This is a genomic window from Pseudomonas duriflava, from assembly GCF_007830155.1.
GTDB lineage: Bacteria > Pseudomonadota > Gammaproteobacteria > Pseudomonadales > Pseudomonadaceae > Chryseomonas > Chryseomonas duriflava.
The window spans coordinates 1-13,460 of sequence record NZ_VLKY01000037.1; the positions used below are offsets into that span (position 1 = coordinate 1).

The 13,460-nt window shown below is 50.2% G+C and carries 14 protein-coding genes and 1 pseudogene; 5 read left to right on the forward strand and 10 right to left on the reverse strand.

Annotation, left to right across the window (positions count from 1 at the left end; translation table 11 throughout):
- Nucleotides 1–310: integrase core domain-containing protein (locus IQ22_RS22395; protein ID WP_145146032.1), on the forward strand; the 310-nt coding region annotated here is incomplete at its 5' end.
- Nucleotides 311–1,016: 706 nt separating this feature from the next.
- Nucleotides 1,017–1,496, forward strand: coding sequence for a hypothetical protein (locus IQ22_RS22400; protein ID WP_145146033.1), 480 nt, complete (start codon nt 1,017–1,019; stop codon nt 1,494–1,496).
- A gap of 315 nt (nt 1,497–1,811) precedes the next feature.
- Here IQ22_RS22400 and IQ22_RS24320 read toward each other — a convergent pair whose 3' ends face one another.
- The 5 genes from IQ22_RS24320 to IQ22_RS22425 form a co-directional block, all read right to left on the reverse strand.
- Complete coding sequence (locus IQ22_RS24320; protein WP_145146034.1) at nt 1,812–2,069, reverse strand: DUF7740 domain-containing protein; 258 nt, start codon at nt 2,067–2,069, stop codon at nt 1,812–1,814.
- A gap of 911 nt (nt 2,070–2,980) precedes the next feature.
- Nucleotides 2,981–3,121: a helix-turn-helix domain-containing protein gene (locus tag IQ22_RS24210; RefSeq protein WP_145146042.1), complete on the reverse strand. Its 141-nt coding sequence runs from the start codon at nt 3,119–3,121 to the stop codon at nt 2,981–2,983.
- Nucleotides 3,122–4,288: 1,167 nt separating this feature from the next.
- A complete protein-coding gene (gene trfA / locus IQ22_RS22415; protein WP_145146035.1) occupies nt 4,289–5,134 on the reverse strand; it encodes a plasmid replication initiator TrfA in 846 nt (281 codons plus the stop codon).
- Nucleotides 5,135–6,100 carry a ParB/RepB/Spo0J family partition protein gene (locus IQ22_RS22420; protein WP_145146036.1) on the reverse strand — a complete coding sequence of 322 codons (966 nt, stop codon included), beginning with the start codon at nt 6,098–6,100 and terminating at the stop codon, nt 5,135–5,137.
- Nucleotides 6,100–6,897, reverse strand: coding sequence for a ParA family protein (locus tag IQ22_RS22425; protein ID WP_145146037.1), 798 nt, complete (start codon nt 6,895–6,897; stop codon nt 6,100–6,102). Before IQ22_RS22425 ends, IQ22_RS22420 begins: the two co-directional genes overlap by 1 nt.
- 1,582 nt (nt 6,898–8,479) lie before the next feature.
- Between IQ22_RS22425 and IQ22_RS22430 the strand changes: the two genes are divergently transcribed.
- From IQ22_RS22430 to IQ22_RS22435, 3 genes are all read left to right on the forward strand, one after another.
- Nucleotides 8,480–8,827: a hypothetical protein gene (locus IQ22_RS22430; RefSeq protein WP_145146038.1), complete on the forward strand. Its 348-nt coding sequence runs from the start codon at nt 8,480–8,482 to the stop codon at nt 8,825–8,827.
- Nucleotides 8,828–8,922: 95 nt separating this feature from the next.
- Complete coding sequence (locus IQ22_RS23730; RefSeq protein WP_244309396.1) at nt 8,923–9,075, forward strand: helix-turn-helix domain-containing protein; 153 nt, start codon at nt 8,923–8,925, stop codon at nt 9,073–9,075.
- Between the two features lie 68 nt (nt 9,076–9,143).
- The gene (locus IQ22_RS22435) at nt 9,144–10,061 is read left to right on the forward strand and encodes an RNA-guided endonuclease InsQ/TnpB family protein (protein ID WP_244309398.1); all 918 of its coding nucleotides are present in this window, start codon (nt 9,144–9,146) and stop codon (nt 10,059–10,061) included.
- Between the two features lie 621 nt (nt 10,062–10,682).
- Here IQ22_RS22435 and IQ22_RS22440 read toward each other — a convergent pair.
- The 5 genes and pseudogenes from IQ22_RS22440 to IQ22_RS22455 form a co-directional block, all read right to left on the reverse strand.
- The gene (locus IQ22_RS22440; protein WP_145146039.1) at nt 10,683–10,994 is read right to left on the reverse strand and encodes a hypothetical protein; all 312 of its coding nucleotides are present in this window, start codon (nt 10,992–10,994) and stop codon (nt 10,683–10,685) included.
- 20 nt (nt 10,995–11,014) lie between these two features.
- Nucleotides 11,015–11,761 carry a PA3715 family protein gene (locus tag IQ22_RS22445; RefSeq protein WP_145146040.1) on the reverse strand — a complete coding sequence of 249 codons (747 nt, stop codon included), beginning with the start codon at nt 11,759–11,761 and terminating at the stop codon, nt 11,015–11,017.
- Nucleotides 11,762–11,897: 136 nt separating this feature from the next.
- Complete coding sequence (locus IQ22_RS23260; protein ID WP_158635483.1) at nt 11,898–12,047, reverse strand: hypothetical protein; 150 nt, start codon at nt 12,045–12,047, stop codon at nt 11,898–11,900.
- Between the two features lie 236 nt (nt 12,048–12,283).
- Nucleotides 12,284–12,559: an HU family DNA-binding protein gene (locus IQ22_RS22450; protein ID WP_145146041.1), complete on the reverse strand. Its 276-nt coding sequence runs from the start codon at nt 12,557–12,559 to the stop codon at nt 12,284–12,286.
- Between the two features lie 61 nt (nt 12,560–12,620).
- Nucleotides 12,621–13,140, reverse strand: a pseudogene (locus IQ22_RS22455) (JAB domain-containing protein).
- Nucleotides 13,141–13,460 lie beyond the last annotated feature (320 nt).

A 13,460-nucleotide genomic window follows, 5' to 3' on the forward strand; every position in this document is an offset into this window, starting at 1 on the left:
CGCTCCGATCCAGTGGCTGAGCGATAACGGCTCGGCATACACCGCTGACCAGACGCGCGCTTTTGCCCGGCAGATAGGCTTGCTGCCACTGACCACGCCGGTGTGCAGCCCGCAAAGCAACGGCATGGCGGAGAGCTTCGTGAAAACAATGAAGCGCGATTACATCGCCCATATGCCACGTCCAGATCGCCAGACAGCGCTACGCAACCTGGCGATTGCTTTCGAACACTACAACGAAGAGCATCCGCACAGCGCGCTGAAGTACCGCTCACCTCGGGAGTTCAGGCGGTTGGCTACAACATCAACTTAACGGGGTTGTGGTGTCCGGTTTGATAGGGGCAAGTCCATCCCGTATCACTAGCTAACTAGTACCCTGTTTTATATTTTTGAATGGCTTCCAGCCGTTCTAGGGACTTCACGATTATGGCGACGATGGACTCTAAGGCATTTCCTGCCAGATGACGGTAGCGCTACAGCGGCTGTCCGGATCCGATCGAATTATGCTTCTGGGGCATGTCCGGGCGAGCAGATCGCCCTTGAGTAAAAAGGCTAATTACCTACTGCCCCGTCAGAACAGCCATGCGTTGCTAACCTTGACGGGTAATCCTACCGCTCAAAGTATTTGGTATGGAAGACGACCCAAAACTGCCCATCTTCTCTTTTCATTCCCCCGCTTCGCTTCTCCGCTAGGATATGTATCATTGCTGCTGTGGCCAATATAATACCAGCCCTAATATAGATAACAACAACTCAAAAGCTGCTCCCTTCAACCCTAAGTAAGAACTTTACCTCTTCCTACTTTCCCCCCTTCGGTTTCCCTTCATTTATCCTTCCTTCGCGCAAGCGCGAGTAGCCAGGATAAGGCTTGCCATGAAGGTTCGTTTGGATAGGAGGAGTTGATAGGCTAATTATATTAGCCTATAGGGGTGGTATTATTAAAAGGAGATGTTTTAACTTTGGTTTGCCTGTCATAACTTGTTTGGCTGGCAGTGCCAATACCCAACCAGGGGATGCATATGTTTGAGTTCGAAAAACCTCAGGGCTTTCATGTCTACGCCAATAGCGCGGCGTTGAAATTCGAGCAGGGCAGCTACAAGAATCAGCCGGTACTTGTGCTTGAGGCCGCTGCTAAGGCAGGCAAGGAGTTTGACTGGCAGAACCGGGTAACACTGACTTTTTCAGAAAGGGAGCTACCTGCCCTACTCTGCTGTGTACTTGGTATGCAGACGACTTTCCAGGCCCGTAATCATGGTTCACAGAAAAACAAGGGGTTGGATCTGGTTAACCAGCCCGAAGCCGGCGTGCTGTTTGCCAAGGTAATGGCGCCTAATACCATGCTTAACGTTCCCATCACACCTGACAAGGTGTTCCAGCTTGGAGGGCTCTGTCTGAATATTGTCAGTGCCCAGATGGGATTGGATACCATGACCTGTCTTAGCGTCTTACGCGCTACAGCAGGCCGACTACTGGCCTCAAAGGCATTACCTTCCGGTTGATTAGGTATTGTACGGTGCTACACCCTGTCGTCCTGCAGGCCTGTATCTGGACGGTACTGATTCACTTATACGAATGCCGGATAACCCCTTCAGTTGGCCTACCAACGCTTCAAGAATGGGGTCTACGGGTTAAGCTTTGCTCATTGAAAGTCCGCCACTAAGGCAGTCCTGCATAACGCGGTATCACGCAATGTCAAATAGCCAGATAATGGCCAGAGGAAAAAGTCGCCAAATTGACCAGTAACACAAGGCAGCTTTTGAACCGATCTAGTGGGCATAGCTTTTTAGTAACCTTTTGGCCATGTAATCGGAACGCTAGGAGGGTTCACTAGAGCTTGCGCCTTCTTCAGTCCTGGCTTGGTTCATTAGAGCTAGAGCGTCATCTGGCAATGTCATGATAAATACTCTTGTGTGACGTAACGGATGCCGACTATTCATGACGTCAAACATATACTGCCGATAACGCCTGGGCAGCTGTTTTGAAAATCGTTTGGCAGCATCAGCCACTGCCCGATCTGTTCCGTGAATTTCAGCTATCAGTGCCAGGGACAAAACTGCATCAATAAATTGCAACGTGACATCCTTCCTTCCATATTAACGTGACCGTTACTCTATTAAAGCCAATAGGTCTATTCCCACCAAAACTGCTTTCAGCATTGCTAAAAAGTGGGTTTATGCATTTTCAATCAAAAAAAGCATGTTTAATTCACATACTTCCTACCCGCACGGGTATCAACCACAAGGATTGGCTACCTCTAACCTGCGATAACGTTTCTGGCGATCAGCTGCTATGCATAAGCGACCTGAGCTATCCCGGCTGCGTGATAACCGCCATTGTCTGGCCGCTGATTTCTACCGCTCAGGTCAGGAGATCCTTATGGCAGCGCTAGTTAATGACCGTGTTTCCTCTCCTGCAACATGCATCGATCACAATGCCGCAGAGAGTCAGACGCTCTCCCCTCTTGTTGAAATACCTTAAGAGCCGGTACCGCTCAATCAGATTGTAGAATCGAACTCGGAGTATGTTGAAAAATGGGAAGAGAGTTGGGTGACCTGTCTGAACTCTTGATGCTTCCTGCCTTAAAGGACTGAATTTCCAATTCAACGAGAATAGATCATAGCTGCTCTACCCATACCACTTACATTCTCTCCAGAGGCTAGCACTGTCAGTCCGGCAGCTTTAGTAGTGATCGTATTTACGTCACGGTCATGTTCTATCCTGCTCTCAGGGCAAGCCCACCAAGGGATATTAAGCGGCTTAGTGCATTTTGCCAGGTACAGCTTGTTATCACAGTATTGGAAAGCCGATCTAGTGAACCTGGCCGATTGGCTGCTTCGCTTCTTCTTGAACGCGCCGTATTGTAGCGCGGCTTTCAAAGAATTTCCTGAATGCAGCTTGCCGCAGCGACTACTGGAGCGGCATACGAAAAATTTCATTTAGATACCCTAGTTCTGAAAGCTTTTCAATGGCCAAGAGGTACGCTCTAGTAGGTGTTACCACTTTGCTGCTGCTCTTTGCAGAACGCTTCGCTATAAACCAGGCGCAAACAGCCAAACGCCCTAGCAGGTAGTTCAGCCTGTTCTGACCTTGGATAGAAATGACATTGGTAGGCGGGCCTGGTTATGAATCAAAAAATGCTAAAGATTTTGTGAAAAGCAAGTGGCCACAGGAGGAAGCGAGGTAGGGGTATCTATGTCGGTAGGGATAGCACAAAAAAACATGAGAATCTGAAGCGGTCGCTAGCAGCGATGTTTTACATCGTTTCCCTTTAGGATCGTTTAGCCGCCGCCTTTACGCTCTTTGCAACTAACCAAAAAATCGTTTTTACAGGTTAAAGAGCGGTTAATAAGGGTTAAAGAACGGTTAAGGCTTGTGATTAAGTAATTTAATTATCTGATATATAAGGGTTTTTTACTTTACCCTCATACCTCAACTTGAGGTATTTGTTCCTCAAATTGAGGTATTTGCGCCTCAACTTGAGGTATTTGTTCCTCAAATTGAGGTACGTCTGCTGCGGATAAAGCCTCGGTTTTTAGTAAATCCTTGATTTACAAGGCCTGTAAGGTCAAAAAAGGATGAAAAATGGAGCTTTTTAACCGACCTAAAAATGAGGTATGAAAACCTAAAAATGAGGTATATAGCCTAAAAATGAGGTACACTTATATCTTAACCTATTGATATATAAAGGATTTTTTATTTCAGGCCAAGTGGTATACTTTCGCTCCAGCTAGGCATTTTCCAGACCTGAAAATGAGGTATAAAAAATCGCTCATCCACTATCCTCTCCCCTCCCCAACTTTTATCACTTTGCTCAGCTCCTACTAAAAACGTGAGACAGTTGACCGTTTTCCTGCTCATTAGCCCGTACCTCATTTTTAGGTCCCAAGCGTCTGGTAGATTGCACCATGAGCGTGCATACCTCATTTTTAGGTCTGATTCTTTCAAGCGCTGAATTCAAGCCGTCCTATACCTCATTTTTAGGTTTCTGATGGTTTGACCTTTCATACCTCATTTTTAGGTGGTCCGATCAGAGGTGGAGGCAAATCCCTATGCGCATGCGTTCGCCCAGGTACTAATGCCTTTATGATCAGTGGCTTCAAAGGATATAGAACGTGTCTTTCATACCTCATTTTTAGGTCTGAGGAGCAGTCATCGTTGCTGTTAAAACAAGAATGACGCTGCGCCAGGGACAATCCTACCTAAAAATGAGGTATAGCTTTCCAGGGTAGTCCGTACTGCTCTCTAACAGGCCCACTCGAGGCAAAAAAGCGGCCTTAGGGTCGCCAAAGGTCTAGTCAGTGGCATGCTTTGCCTTGGCCTTTACTACGGTCACCATGCCCTTGGCATCAATCTTCATCTCTTTCAGAAACCCTACCTCTATGAGTTCTTCCAAAGCGTCCTTGACCATTTGCTTTGCCTTGGATTTGAGTGCTGCACTACTACCTGACACCTCAAGCAGCATTTCGAAATGCAAAGGGTAAGGGTCGCGATGAGAGTTGTAGAAGCCATGCAGCCACTTGGCTAAAGGGCCCAGATCCAGGCGCTGCTGCCATTCCAGCCGGGTACTGTAAGCGCCGTCAATGCCAAATAGTATGCCCATCTCAGGCTCAATTTCGACTGACCAGACATCTGAGACCTCATTATCAGGGGTTTGATAGATAAAGCTTCTGACCAGGGACATCCCCTTACCGGACTTTAACCTGGCTGACTCTATCCTGACGGTTGTAGCGGAAAGCCGGTCGAGAATTTCAATGAGGCGCTGCGTATAGTACTTGCCATAGCCCCAGCCCAGGGCTTTCTTGATTTGGGAAAACGTAAACTCGACAGGTTTGCCCAGCTCCTTTCCCCTGCTCAAGTGCAAGATTTGAAGCCACACATCCAGGTCATCCTGTCTGAGCTCCTCTCCTTTATAAAAGACAGAGGTCTGGCCGTAGGACAAGATCTGGTTAGAGATATAGATTCTAGGATGTTTTTTGTTACGTGCGGTAAAGAGCGCCGTACGTAGTATTTCGTTTGGAGCACTGCGTAAGGGCTCTGCCCAAAGAGGAAGCTGCATGGCCTTTTGCGCCTCGACGGCTTCAGCCCGAGCTTTGATGTTGGCCAGCCCTCTGCCTCGCTTTTTGCCCTCCTCTGTCATCTATGCCTCCAATGCAAGCTGCTCGAGGAATGCTCTCAACTTCACCTCTTTTTCTGGACTAAACGTCTGGTTATCAAGACGCACTTGCAGATACTTATCCTTGCGTTCAAACACCGCCACGGGTTTGTGGCCAACGATAAGTTCTTCTCTATTAGAGACTGCCTTTGGATCTTTTTTGGTTAAACGGGAGACCAGATAAGCCGGAAGATTAGGCACCTTTCTCTCATTGCTGATCATGTCACGAATGCCAATGATCAACGCCTTCTCGATTTCAGCCCCGGCAATTCCCTGCTCGCGTAGGCTGGTGATGGTCTTGGCTATGGTAGAGGCTGACAGTGCGGAGATAAGTTTTGGTTTGGTCTTCAACAGATCAATAACGGGCTTGGGAAGCTTGTCGAATGATTTGATACGGTAAAAATGGGCTCGACTCATTTCCAGTAGCGAAGCCACCTGCTTGGCCGTTGCAAATACGCTTTCGAAACGGTTAAGCGACAGGTAGATTTCAAGATCGCTCAAGTTCTTACGATGAATGTTCTCAGCCAGTGCCTGAACAGCCGATTCGGCGTCTGAGATCTGCACGATTTCCGCATCAATGGTTTTGAGTCCCAGCTTCTTATGCGCCAGGAGACGGCACTCGCCTGCAACAAGTTCATAGCCTGTCGGCACAGCCCGGACCTTGATCACCTCGATCAGGCCGTTTTCCTCGATTGATCTGGCCAGTTCAGCAATATAGTCCTCGTCAAAATCCAGACGGGGCTGATACGGATTACGGGTCACCTGGTCAACGTCAATGGATCTTATCGTGCGACCTGAAAGCGGGTTGCCAACTAGCTGCTTTTGCTGATGCTCTTCAAAATTGGCTGAAAAGGCATTCTGGACCATAAAGGCATTAAGTCGACCAGGCTTTGCACCGGTCTCTTTTTGCGCCGTGGCGGTTGAGTCCTTTTGCTTATTAGAGGTGGGCATTACGCATACTCCTGAGCTACGACACCATCAATATGCTCAGCCAGTTCCTTGTACTGCTTGGCAATATGGTTGTTTTTATCGATAAGTCGCAGCGGCACCTTGATTGCCGCTGACTGATTGATTTTAGAGGAGGTACCAATCTTGATGGGGATGACCTTGCCAAACATTTTGGTGGCGTCTTCCTCATTCTGTCGGCACAGGCTTAATCTGTCGTCGTGCCAGATAAGCAGCGCTCCAAGAAAATCAAGCGTTGGGTTGATCAGTTTGATCTGTCCGACCCGCTTGTTAAGGTCGCTCAAGCCATAGGCTCCATAGGGCGCCCCTGATTCAAGAGGTACCAGATAATGCGTTGAGGCAGCCAAGGCATTCATTGTCAGGATCTGAAGTGAAGGCGGGCAGTCAATGATGATGTAGTCGATATGGTCGAGCAGAGGCTCCAGGCGCGCGCGCAAGACCTCGTTTGGTCTGGGGTGATTATTCTTGAGCGTGTCCCCAATGGTTTCCAACCCCATCGACCCGTATATCAGCGCGACACCCTCTACCCGGGTATCAGTATGGATAAAGGCTTGTAAAGGCAGCTCAAGATTTAAAAGCATCTCGGCAGCGGTATAGCGTATCTCGGCAGGGTGGTTTAGTCCGATATGCAGGCTTGAGTTAGCCTGAGGATCCATATCAATGACCAGCACACTTTTGCCCATCTGGGCCAGATTATCAGCAAGGTTGATACAGGTTGTTGTCTTGCCGCAACCTCCCTTGTGATTTGCTACTGCAATAACGGCCGCTTTTGATGGCTCCATCGTCTTGTTCCTCTGTTACTTCACCCTGGAAGCAAATCATAGGTGTCTCATAATGAGACACTGAAAGGGTAATTATAGGCATTTAACCGGGGTTATACTCAATCAAAAGCTGCAAACTCAACTGCTGTATAAGGCTTAAACCCTTAAAAATACCAAAGGAAAAGAAGGTTATGGATCGCAGTGTCTCATGACGAGACACATGAATTAGGGCACTTGAAATAGCTTCTCTAAGCTATAGGTATGTCAATGTGAGAAGCCCAGGATAGTTTTGTCCAGTAAAAGATTATCAAGATCAGGCTACCTTGAGCTCCCTAATTGTAGTTAAGAAAAGTCAGGTGGGTTTGATAGTGTCTCATGATGAGACACCTAGCAATGGCTTTCATAAAAGTTGACTTGTCGTAGGATTGTATGATCGCTAAATAAACTCAAAGGTTTTTAGGGAAGCTATCTAAAGCAACGGTGATGGCGCAGCCAAAGTGTCTCATCATGAGGCACTTTGGCTGCGCCTACAGTTAATAAGAAAAGTTATCATATAGGCGGTTAGAAGATACCTGAAATTGATTGTCTTTCTACTCGGCTTAGCTCAGCTAGTATTTCCTAGGGTTATCTGCATTCCTTGTTACCGCGTAGAGGCCAGGGCAAGGGAGGGTAATCAAACAGCGCCATAGAAGGGCTGACGCCTGAGGTTGGTTATTCAGGCGCCTTGGCTGATCAGGCAGCCTCTAGGCGTTTCCAGTCAGGGCCGGTAGCCGTGAGAAAGCCCCTGCCGCCTGGATGGGTTTGCAACAGCCCTTGCTCACGCTGACGATGCTCGTAATCAACAGGCAAGCGCTGGAAAGCTTTCTGACCAAGCGGTAGCTGTGAAATGAGTAGGGCAGAAGATTACCCTTCGTGTATACAGGCGGGAGGAGGGTGATGGTCAATGGCGCGTTAAGCCCGGACAGACTGGATTAACAGACCTCCAATGCAAATAGAGGGTTAAGCCAGACAAGTATGGATTCCCTTCATAATCCTGCTATTACAGATCAATTAGTACTGAGCCGGCATAGTCTATGCCGTTTGAGTAAGCATGTCTGCGTCTGGGGAGGATTGCCCTTAGCCCCTTGCGCATTGCTGTCAAACAGGGAAGGTTCTAAGGCTACCCAAAGACCCAGCAACGAAAGGCATCTAACTCAAATCCATGGCGGCATGTAGACGAAATGGCAGCGCAATCAAGAAGGGAAGTCCTACCCAATTCAACCCAGGCCAGTAGAGGGACTAGCTACAAGCCAACTAAACTATAAAGCAAAGCATAGGAGCGCTATAGGCCGCTTTTGGAAAGGCAGATTTACAGCGCTAGACGACCATAAGCAATTATTACTGCTTACTCAATGCGTATTTAGAAAGCTGGTTTTTAAGCTGGCCTATTAAACTGCGTATTGCACTAGCGGCCATTGGTACGGGTAGAAGCCATCACTAGTATAGCTGATGCAGGCGCGTACACATGTAGTTAAACCTCTTTCACATAGCCGTTGAACGCTTCTGGGAGCAGAGTTGGTTGACTTGGCCTAGGCTGGATAAACCCGATAAGGAGCTTAGCCCGATGACCATACTCAAACTGCTTGCTCTTTCCTTTATCATGATTGTCTCCATACCCGCCCAGGCAGATAGCAATACCATTACCCTTTTGCAGGAGGGCAATAATCAAGCCGCAACGATTAGTCAGATTGATAGGGGCCATTCTTTAACCCAGCTTCAGACTGGAGACGAGAATACGGGGTCTGTTTTGCAACAGGGCGCAGAACAGCCGGTAGTACTGGAACAGGAAGGGGAAGGCAATGCCGCCTCCTTGGGTCAAAACGGTGGGGGTAATTCCGTCAGTACTCTACATGAGGGGAATTTCAATCAAGCCTACGTCATCAGTTTTGCGCGAGATACCCCGTACTTCTAGTGCAGGGAGGGATAGCGCGGTGGGCAAAGCGTGCCCCCTGTTCTCGCTTTCATCTCAGATTGTTATAATTGCATTAGTTTTGGTATTTTGTGGGTATGACTAAACGCGCCTACAAATACCGGTTCTACCCAACGGTTGAACAAGCAGAGTTGCTTGCAAAGACGTTTGGCTGCGTGCGTTTGGTCTATAACACTGTGCTTCGCTGGCGAACCGATGCGTTCTATAAGGAACAGCAGAAAATCGGCTAAACTGCTGCTAGTGCCTACCTGACCGCTATCAAGAAGCAGCCGGAACTGGCGTTCCTGAATGGGGTTTCTTGCGTCCCTCTTCAACAGTCCCTGCGCCACCAGCAGAGTGCGTTCAAGAGTTTTTTGAAGGGCGTGCCAGGTACCCCACCTTCAAGAAAAAGCGGTACCATCAATCGGCTGAATTCACGGCTTCGGCGTTCAAGTACTGGGACGGTCAGCTGTTTCTGGCGAAAAGCACCGAGCCTCTGAATGTCCGCTGGAGTCGTGACCTGCCGTTCGCACCATCCACTGTGACGATTTCCAAGGATGCAGCCGGTCGATACTTCGTTTCGTGCTTGTGTGAATTCGAACCTCAAGCCTTGCCCGTCACGCCGAAAATGGTCGGCATCGACATGGGCCTTAAGGACTTGTTTGCCACGTCCGACGGTGTGCGAACACTCAATGCCCGCCATACCGCTAAATACGCCTCCCGCCTGGCATTGGCGCAGCGCAGACTGAGCCGTAAAAAGCTCGGCTCTGCCAATCGTGCCAAGGCCCGCCAGAAGATTGCGCGCATTCACGCTAAAATCTCCGATTGCCGACTCGACGGCTTACACAAGCTGTCACGCAGACTGATTAACGAAAACCAAGTGGTCTGTGTCGAAAATCTTGCTGTAAAAAACATGATCAGGAATCCCTGGCTGAGCAGAGCTATCGCTGACGCGGGCTGGGGTGAACTGGTCCGCCAGCTGGAATACAAGGGCGCCTGGGCAGGCAGGCAAGTGGTCGCCATAGATCGCTGGTTTCCTAGCTCAAAGCGTTGTTCTGGCTGTGGGTTTGTAATGGACTCAATGCCGCTTAACATTCGCTTATGGACCTGCCCTGAATGTAAGGCAGAGCATGATCGCGACGTTAATGCCGCACTCAATATCAAAGCGGCCGGGCTGGCCGTGTTAGCCCTTGGAGCGAATGTAAGTGGCATAGGTCAAGTGCCTGTGTCCTGTTAGCGATGAATTAGAAATCCCCGTCCTTCAGGGCAGGGAGCAGTCAACCATGTATCCACGGTCTCCATCAGGGTAAGGTAACGTTGAGAGCGTCTCTGGCCTGTGGCTGCAGGCCAAAGTTTCTTATATTGGTGTCTATTGCTGAACTAGCAGGCGCGGGCCGGTTAAGCTCAATAAGCTATCGGCTTAGGGGCTGACTGGCTGGAAACCTTTAGATACCTACCGCCTGCATAGACGTTATGACCAAACCCGCAGTTGTCCCCCTGTCTGGCCAACCCTGAGTCCTGCAGGCTGGACCGTAAAGGTAAAGGTGCAATCATAGTCGGCATTTTCGGATGCCATTGCGTAGACGGCCTTGCCGCTATTAAAGTGGACATCTGCTCCGAAACTACCCAGGTTTGGACCGTAGTACATTGCCATCATTCCTGGCGCCAGCCCGTCAAACGTGACCCTGTAACCTGTCTCATTTCTCTTAATGTTGACCACGTTCCACATAGCCATGCCCGCGTAGTACCAGTATTCCCCTTCTAGCGTGTTATCAGCCCTGGAGGCTGCCTGCTCAATCTTTGCTACATACCTCTTAAAATTGAAGACTGATTTCGCGCTGGTGGCGTTGATCGCCAGTCAGGCCTTTGCTTTTAGAAAGGCCTCCTCATGGGCATAGGTCAGCGCAACGTTGTTGTAGGCCGTCGCCATTGCGGACTCATCCAGCTGGCAACTCTGCGACCAGGCCACTTGCTGCTCGTAGAACTCCCGGGCCTTGGCATAGCGGCTCTGCCTGTAGAAGCGGTCTCCCTGTGCGGCAAGGTTGCTGATGTTGCGACAGTCCGCTTCTACCTGCTCTTGGGTAATGTCGGCATACGCGCCATGGGCGCTGGCCAAAAGGAGTGCTAGAAGCACTCCTTGCAATACCGGCAGCTGGTTTGGCCTGGACAAAAGACCTCTGATACATGGCTTCATGGCGTCAATGCTTGAAGTTCAGCGGGAACAGGGTATCGCTGCCCATCAAAGGTCAGCGTATACCGATGCTGGGTTGTTTTCTCATCCTCAGGCATGCACGTGCTCGCTGTGTGTATGACCTCCCGGTAGGTAGAGATGTGTTGAGTCACCAACAACGACCGCAGCCCATGTGACGTTGCGCCTCTCAGGGCAAGCGTAGCGGCTGATTCCTCATCTCTGCCCTGGCAAACAGTATCTGTTTCACCAGAAAACGAATTGACCAGCAGGTTTTCCAATACAGGCTCAAGCCCGCTCCTTCCCAGCGTGTAAAGCGTCAGGGATGTCTCTGAAAAGGGATAGACCCCCGAGTTGTTATGACGGCTAATTCTCAGGCCAAAGGCGAGTAAGTTGTCATTGAGCTTGTAGGGCGCCGTATCAAGTGTGAGCTTGCCAACACGGATGGCGTCATAGCCGAGACGATCCCTTTCCAGGCGACGGGTGATTACTTTGGACGTGGCCGTATCCACCAGCAGAAGCTCAAGATCTTCGCTGCCAACCTTGTCATCGCCCTGGCGGTTAAGCGCGGCGGCAACCAGGGTAACGTCTGGCCGGGCGGGCCATACCTTGCAGGTGGAAAGCTCAAGGTCCGCCTTGTGGCCAGGTTCATAGACGTGTTCAAGGATCTCGTTCATGAGGCAGCCTTGAGCAAAAGCGGCAGGCGAGAGGAGCAAGGTCAGGGCGGCGGCCATCCAGGCACGTGGCATAAAATAATCCTTTAGTGGTGTCGAGTACGTTAATCGCTGTGGGCATCAGGGCCTCTGGTAAAGATAAGGCCCAGTGACAGGCGTAGCTGCGCCTTGGCCGTCAATCAGCTCTTCGCATAAGATGGAAATCTTCTCATCAGGACCCGGTTCTTGCCGTTTGGGCATGGGTGATCAGGAGCGTGATGTCTTCATGGCGCCGGGCATCGAGTATTTGGGCTTCATCACAATCGGGTTCGAGCAGAAGAGTAGTGTTTTCGCTTTCCTGGCGAGTCAGGACGAGTCCCATGCTGGCTTCCTTGCCTAGGGTCTAAGAAACGCGGTGGTGATGAGCTGTCCCGCCCATCTGGCGCAGCCTGCACCGCTTACTCGGTATAGCATACGAGGTCTTAAGAGGCGGCAACAGTAGGTTTACCGGCTGGCTCTGTAGGCACTTGGCTACTGCTGCGCTGATCTTAGTAAACTCTTGTAGAGTCCCTGATGAAAAAGCCCCGCGGGGCGGGGCTCTCAAACAGCGCGACGGGATCAGCTGTTTACGACATCCTTCAGGCCCTTGCCCGGCTTGAACGTAGGATTCCTGCTGGCTGCAATATCGATTTCCTGTCCGGTCTGGGGATTACGTCCCTTACGAGCTGCGCGTTCACTGATCTGGAAGGTGCCAAACCCCACCAGCGCCACCGTCTCGCCCTTGGCAAGCTCGCCGCTGATCACCTCAATCAATGAGTTCAGAGCTTTTTCTGCAACGGCCTTGTTCAGGTCGGCTTTCTCGGAGATGGCCTGGATCAGTTCAGATTTGTTCATGCGTGTACCGTAACTCTAACAGGAAACAATCATCATACCGTTACACGCCTAGAGATAGGAATCAACCTGTGCTCAAGCTCTTGAAATAGCCTCGCTCTGCCAGTGAGACGCAGCCCTCGGTCGCGACAATGATGTGGTCAAGTGTCCGGATACCAACCAGGTTAAGCGCACTGCTGAGTTCATCGGTAAGGCCAAAGTCGCACTCGCTGGGCTCGGGATCACCCGAGGGGTGGTTGTGCACGAGGATAACCGCCGCGGCGTTGTGTTCCAGCGCCGCCTTGATGATCTCTCGCGGCGGTACCGTTACCTGATCAATCGTTCCGGTAAACAACCTGCGATAGGCAATCGATCGATGCCGGCTGTCCAGGAAGATCATGGAGAAGACTTTGTACTCATAGTCTGCGATCAGGGTTTGCAGGTAGACAAAGACGTCGCTGATGCCGGTGAAGGGTAATCCGCGGCAGAAACGCTTACGCGCTAGGACATGTGGCCATGTGCAGGATATCCTGCTCGGTGACAGGTTCATCAACAATATAGGTTCCGTGCGTTTCACCGGCTTTGAACTTTTGACGAATACTCATAAGTGTTAACCGCCTCGATCAGTCGCAGGTTATAAATCCAGCGTCTCATCAGAATCGGGTGATGCAAGAGACCAAGCGTCGGTAATCAGGGAAGGCTTCGGTTTATTTCATAAGAGGTATCGAAGTTATGAGCACACGTAAAATCAGAGGATCGGATAGCGTACATCCTTCTCGTAGACCTCCAGATAGGTCCGCAGCGCCATGAAAGGCTCATAGCCATAGCGGCCCTAGAGCATGTGCTTGAGTCAGCTGTACTAGCCGCCTTGCTTGGCCGGCTGAGGCATCGCTGGTGACACGCAGACACGTCCAGCAGCCTGCTC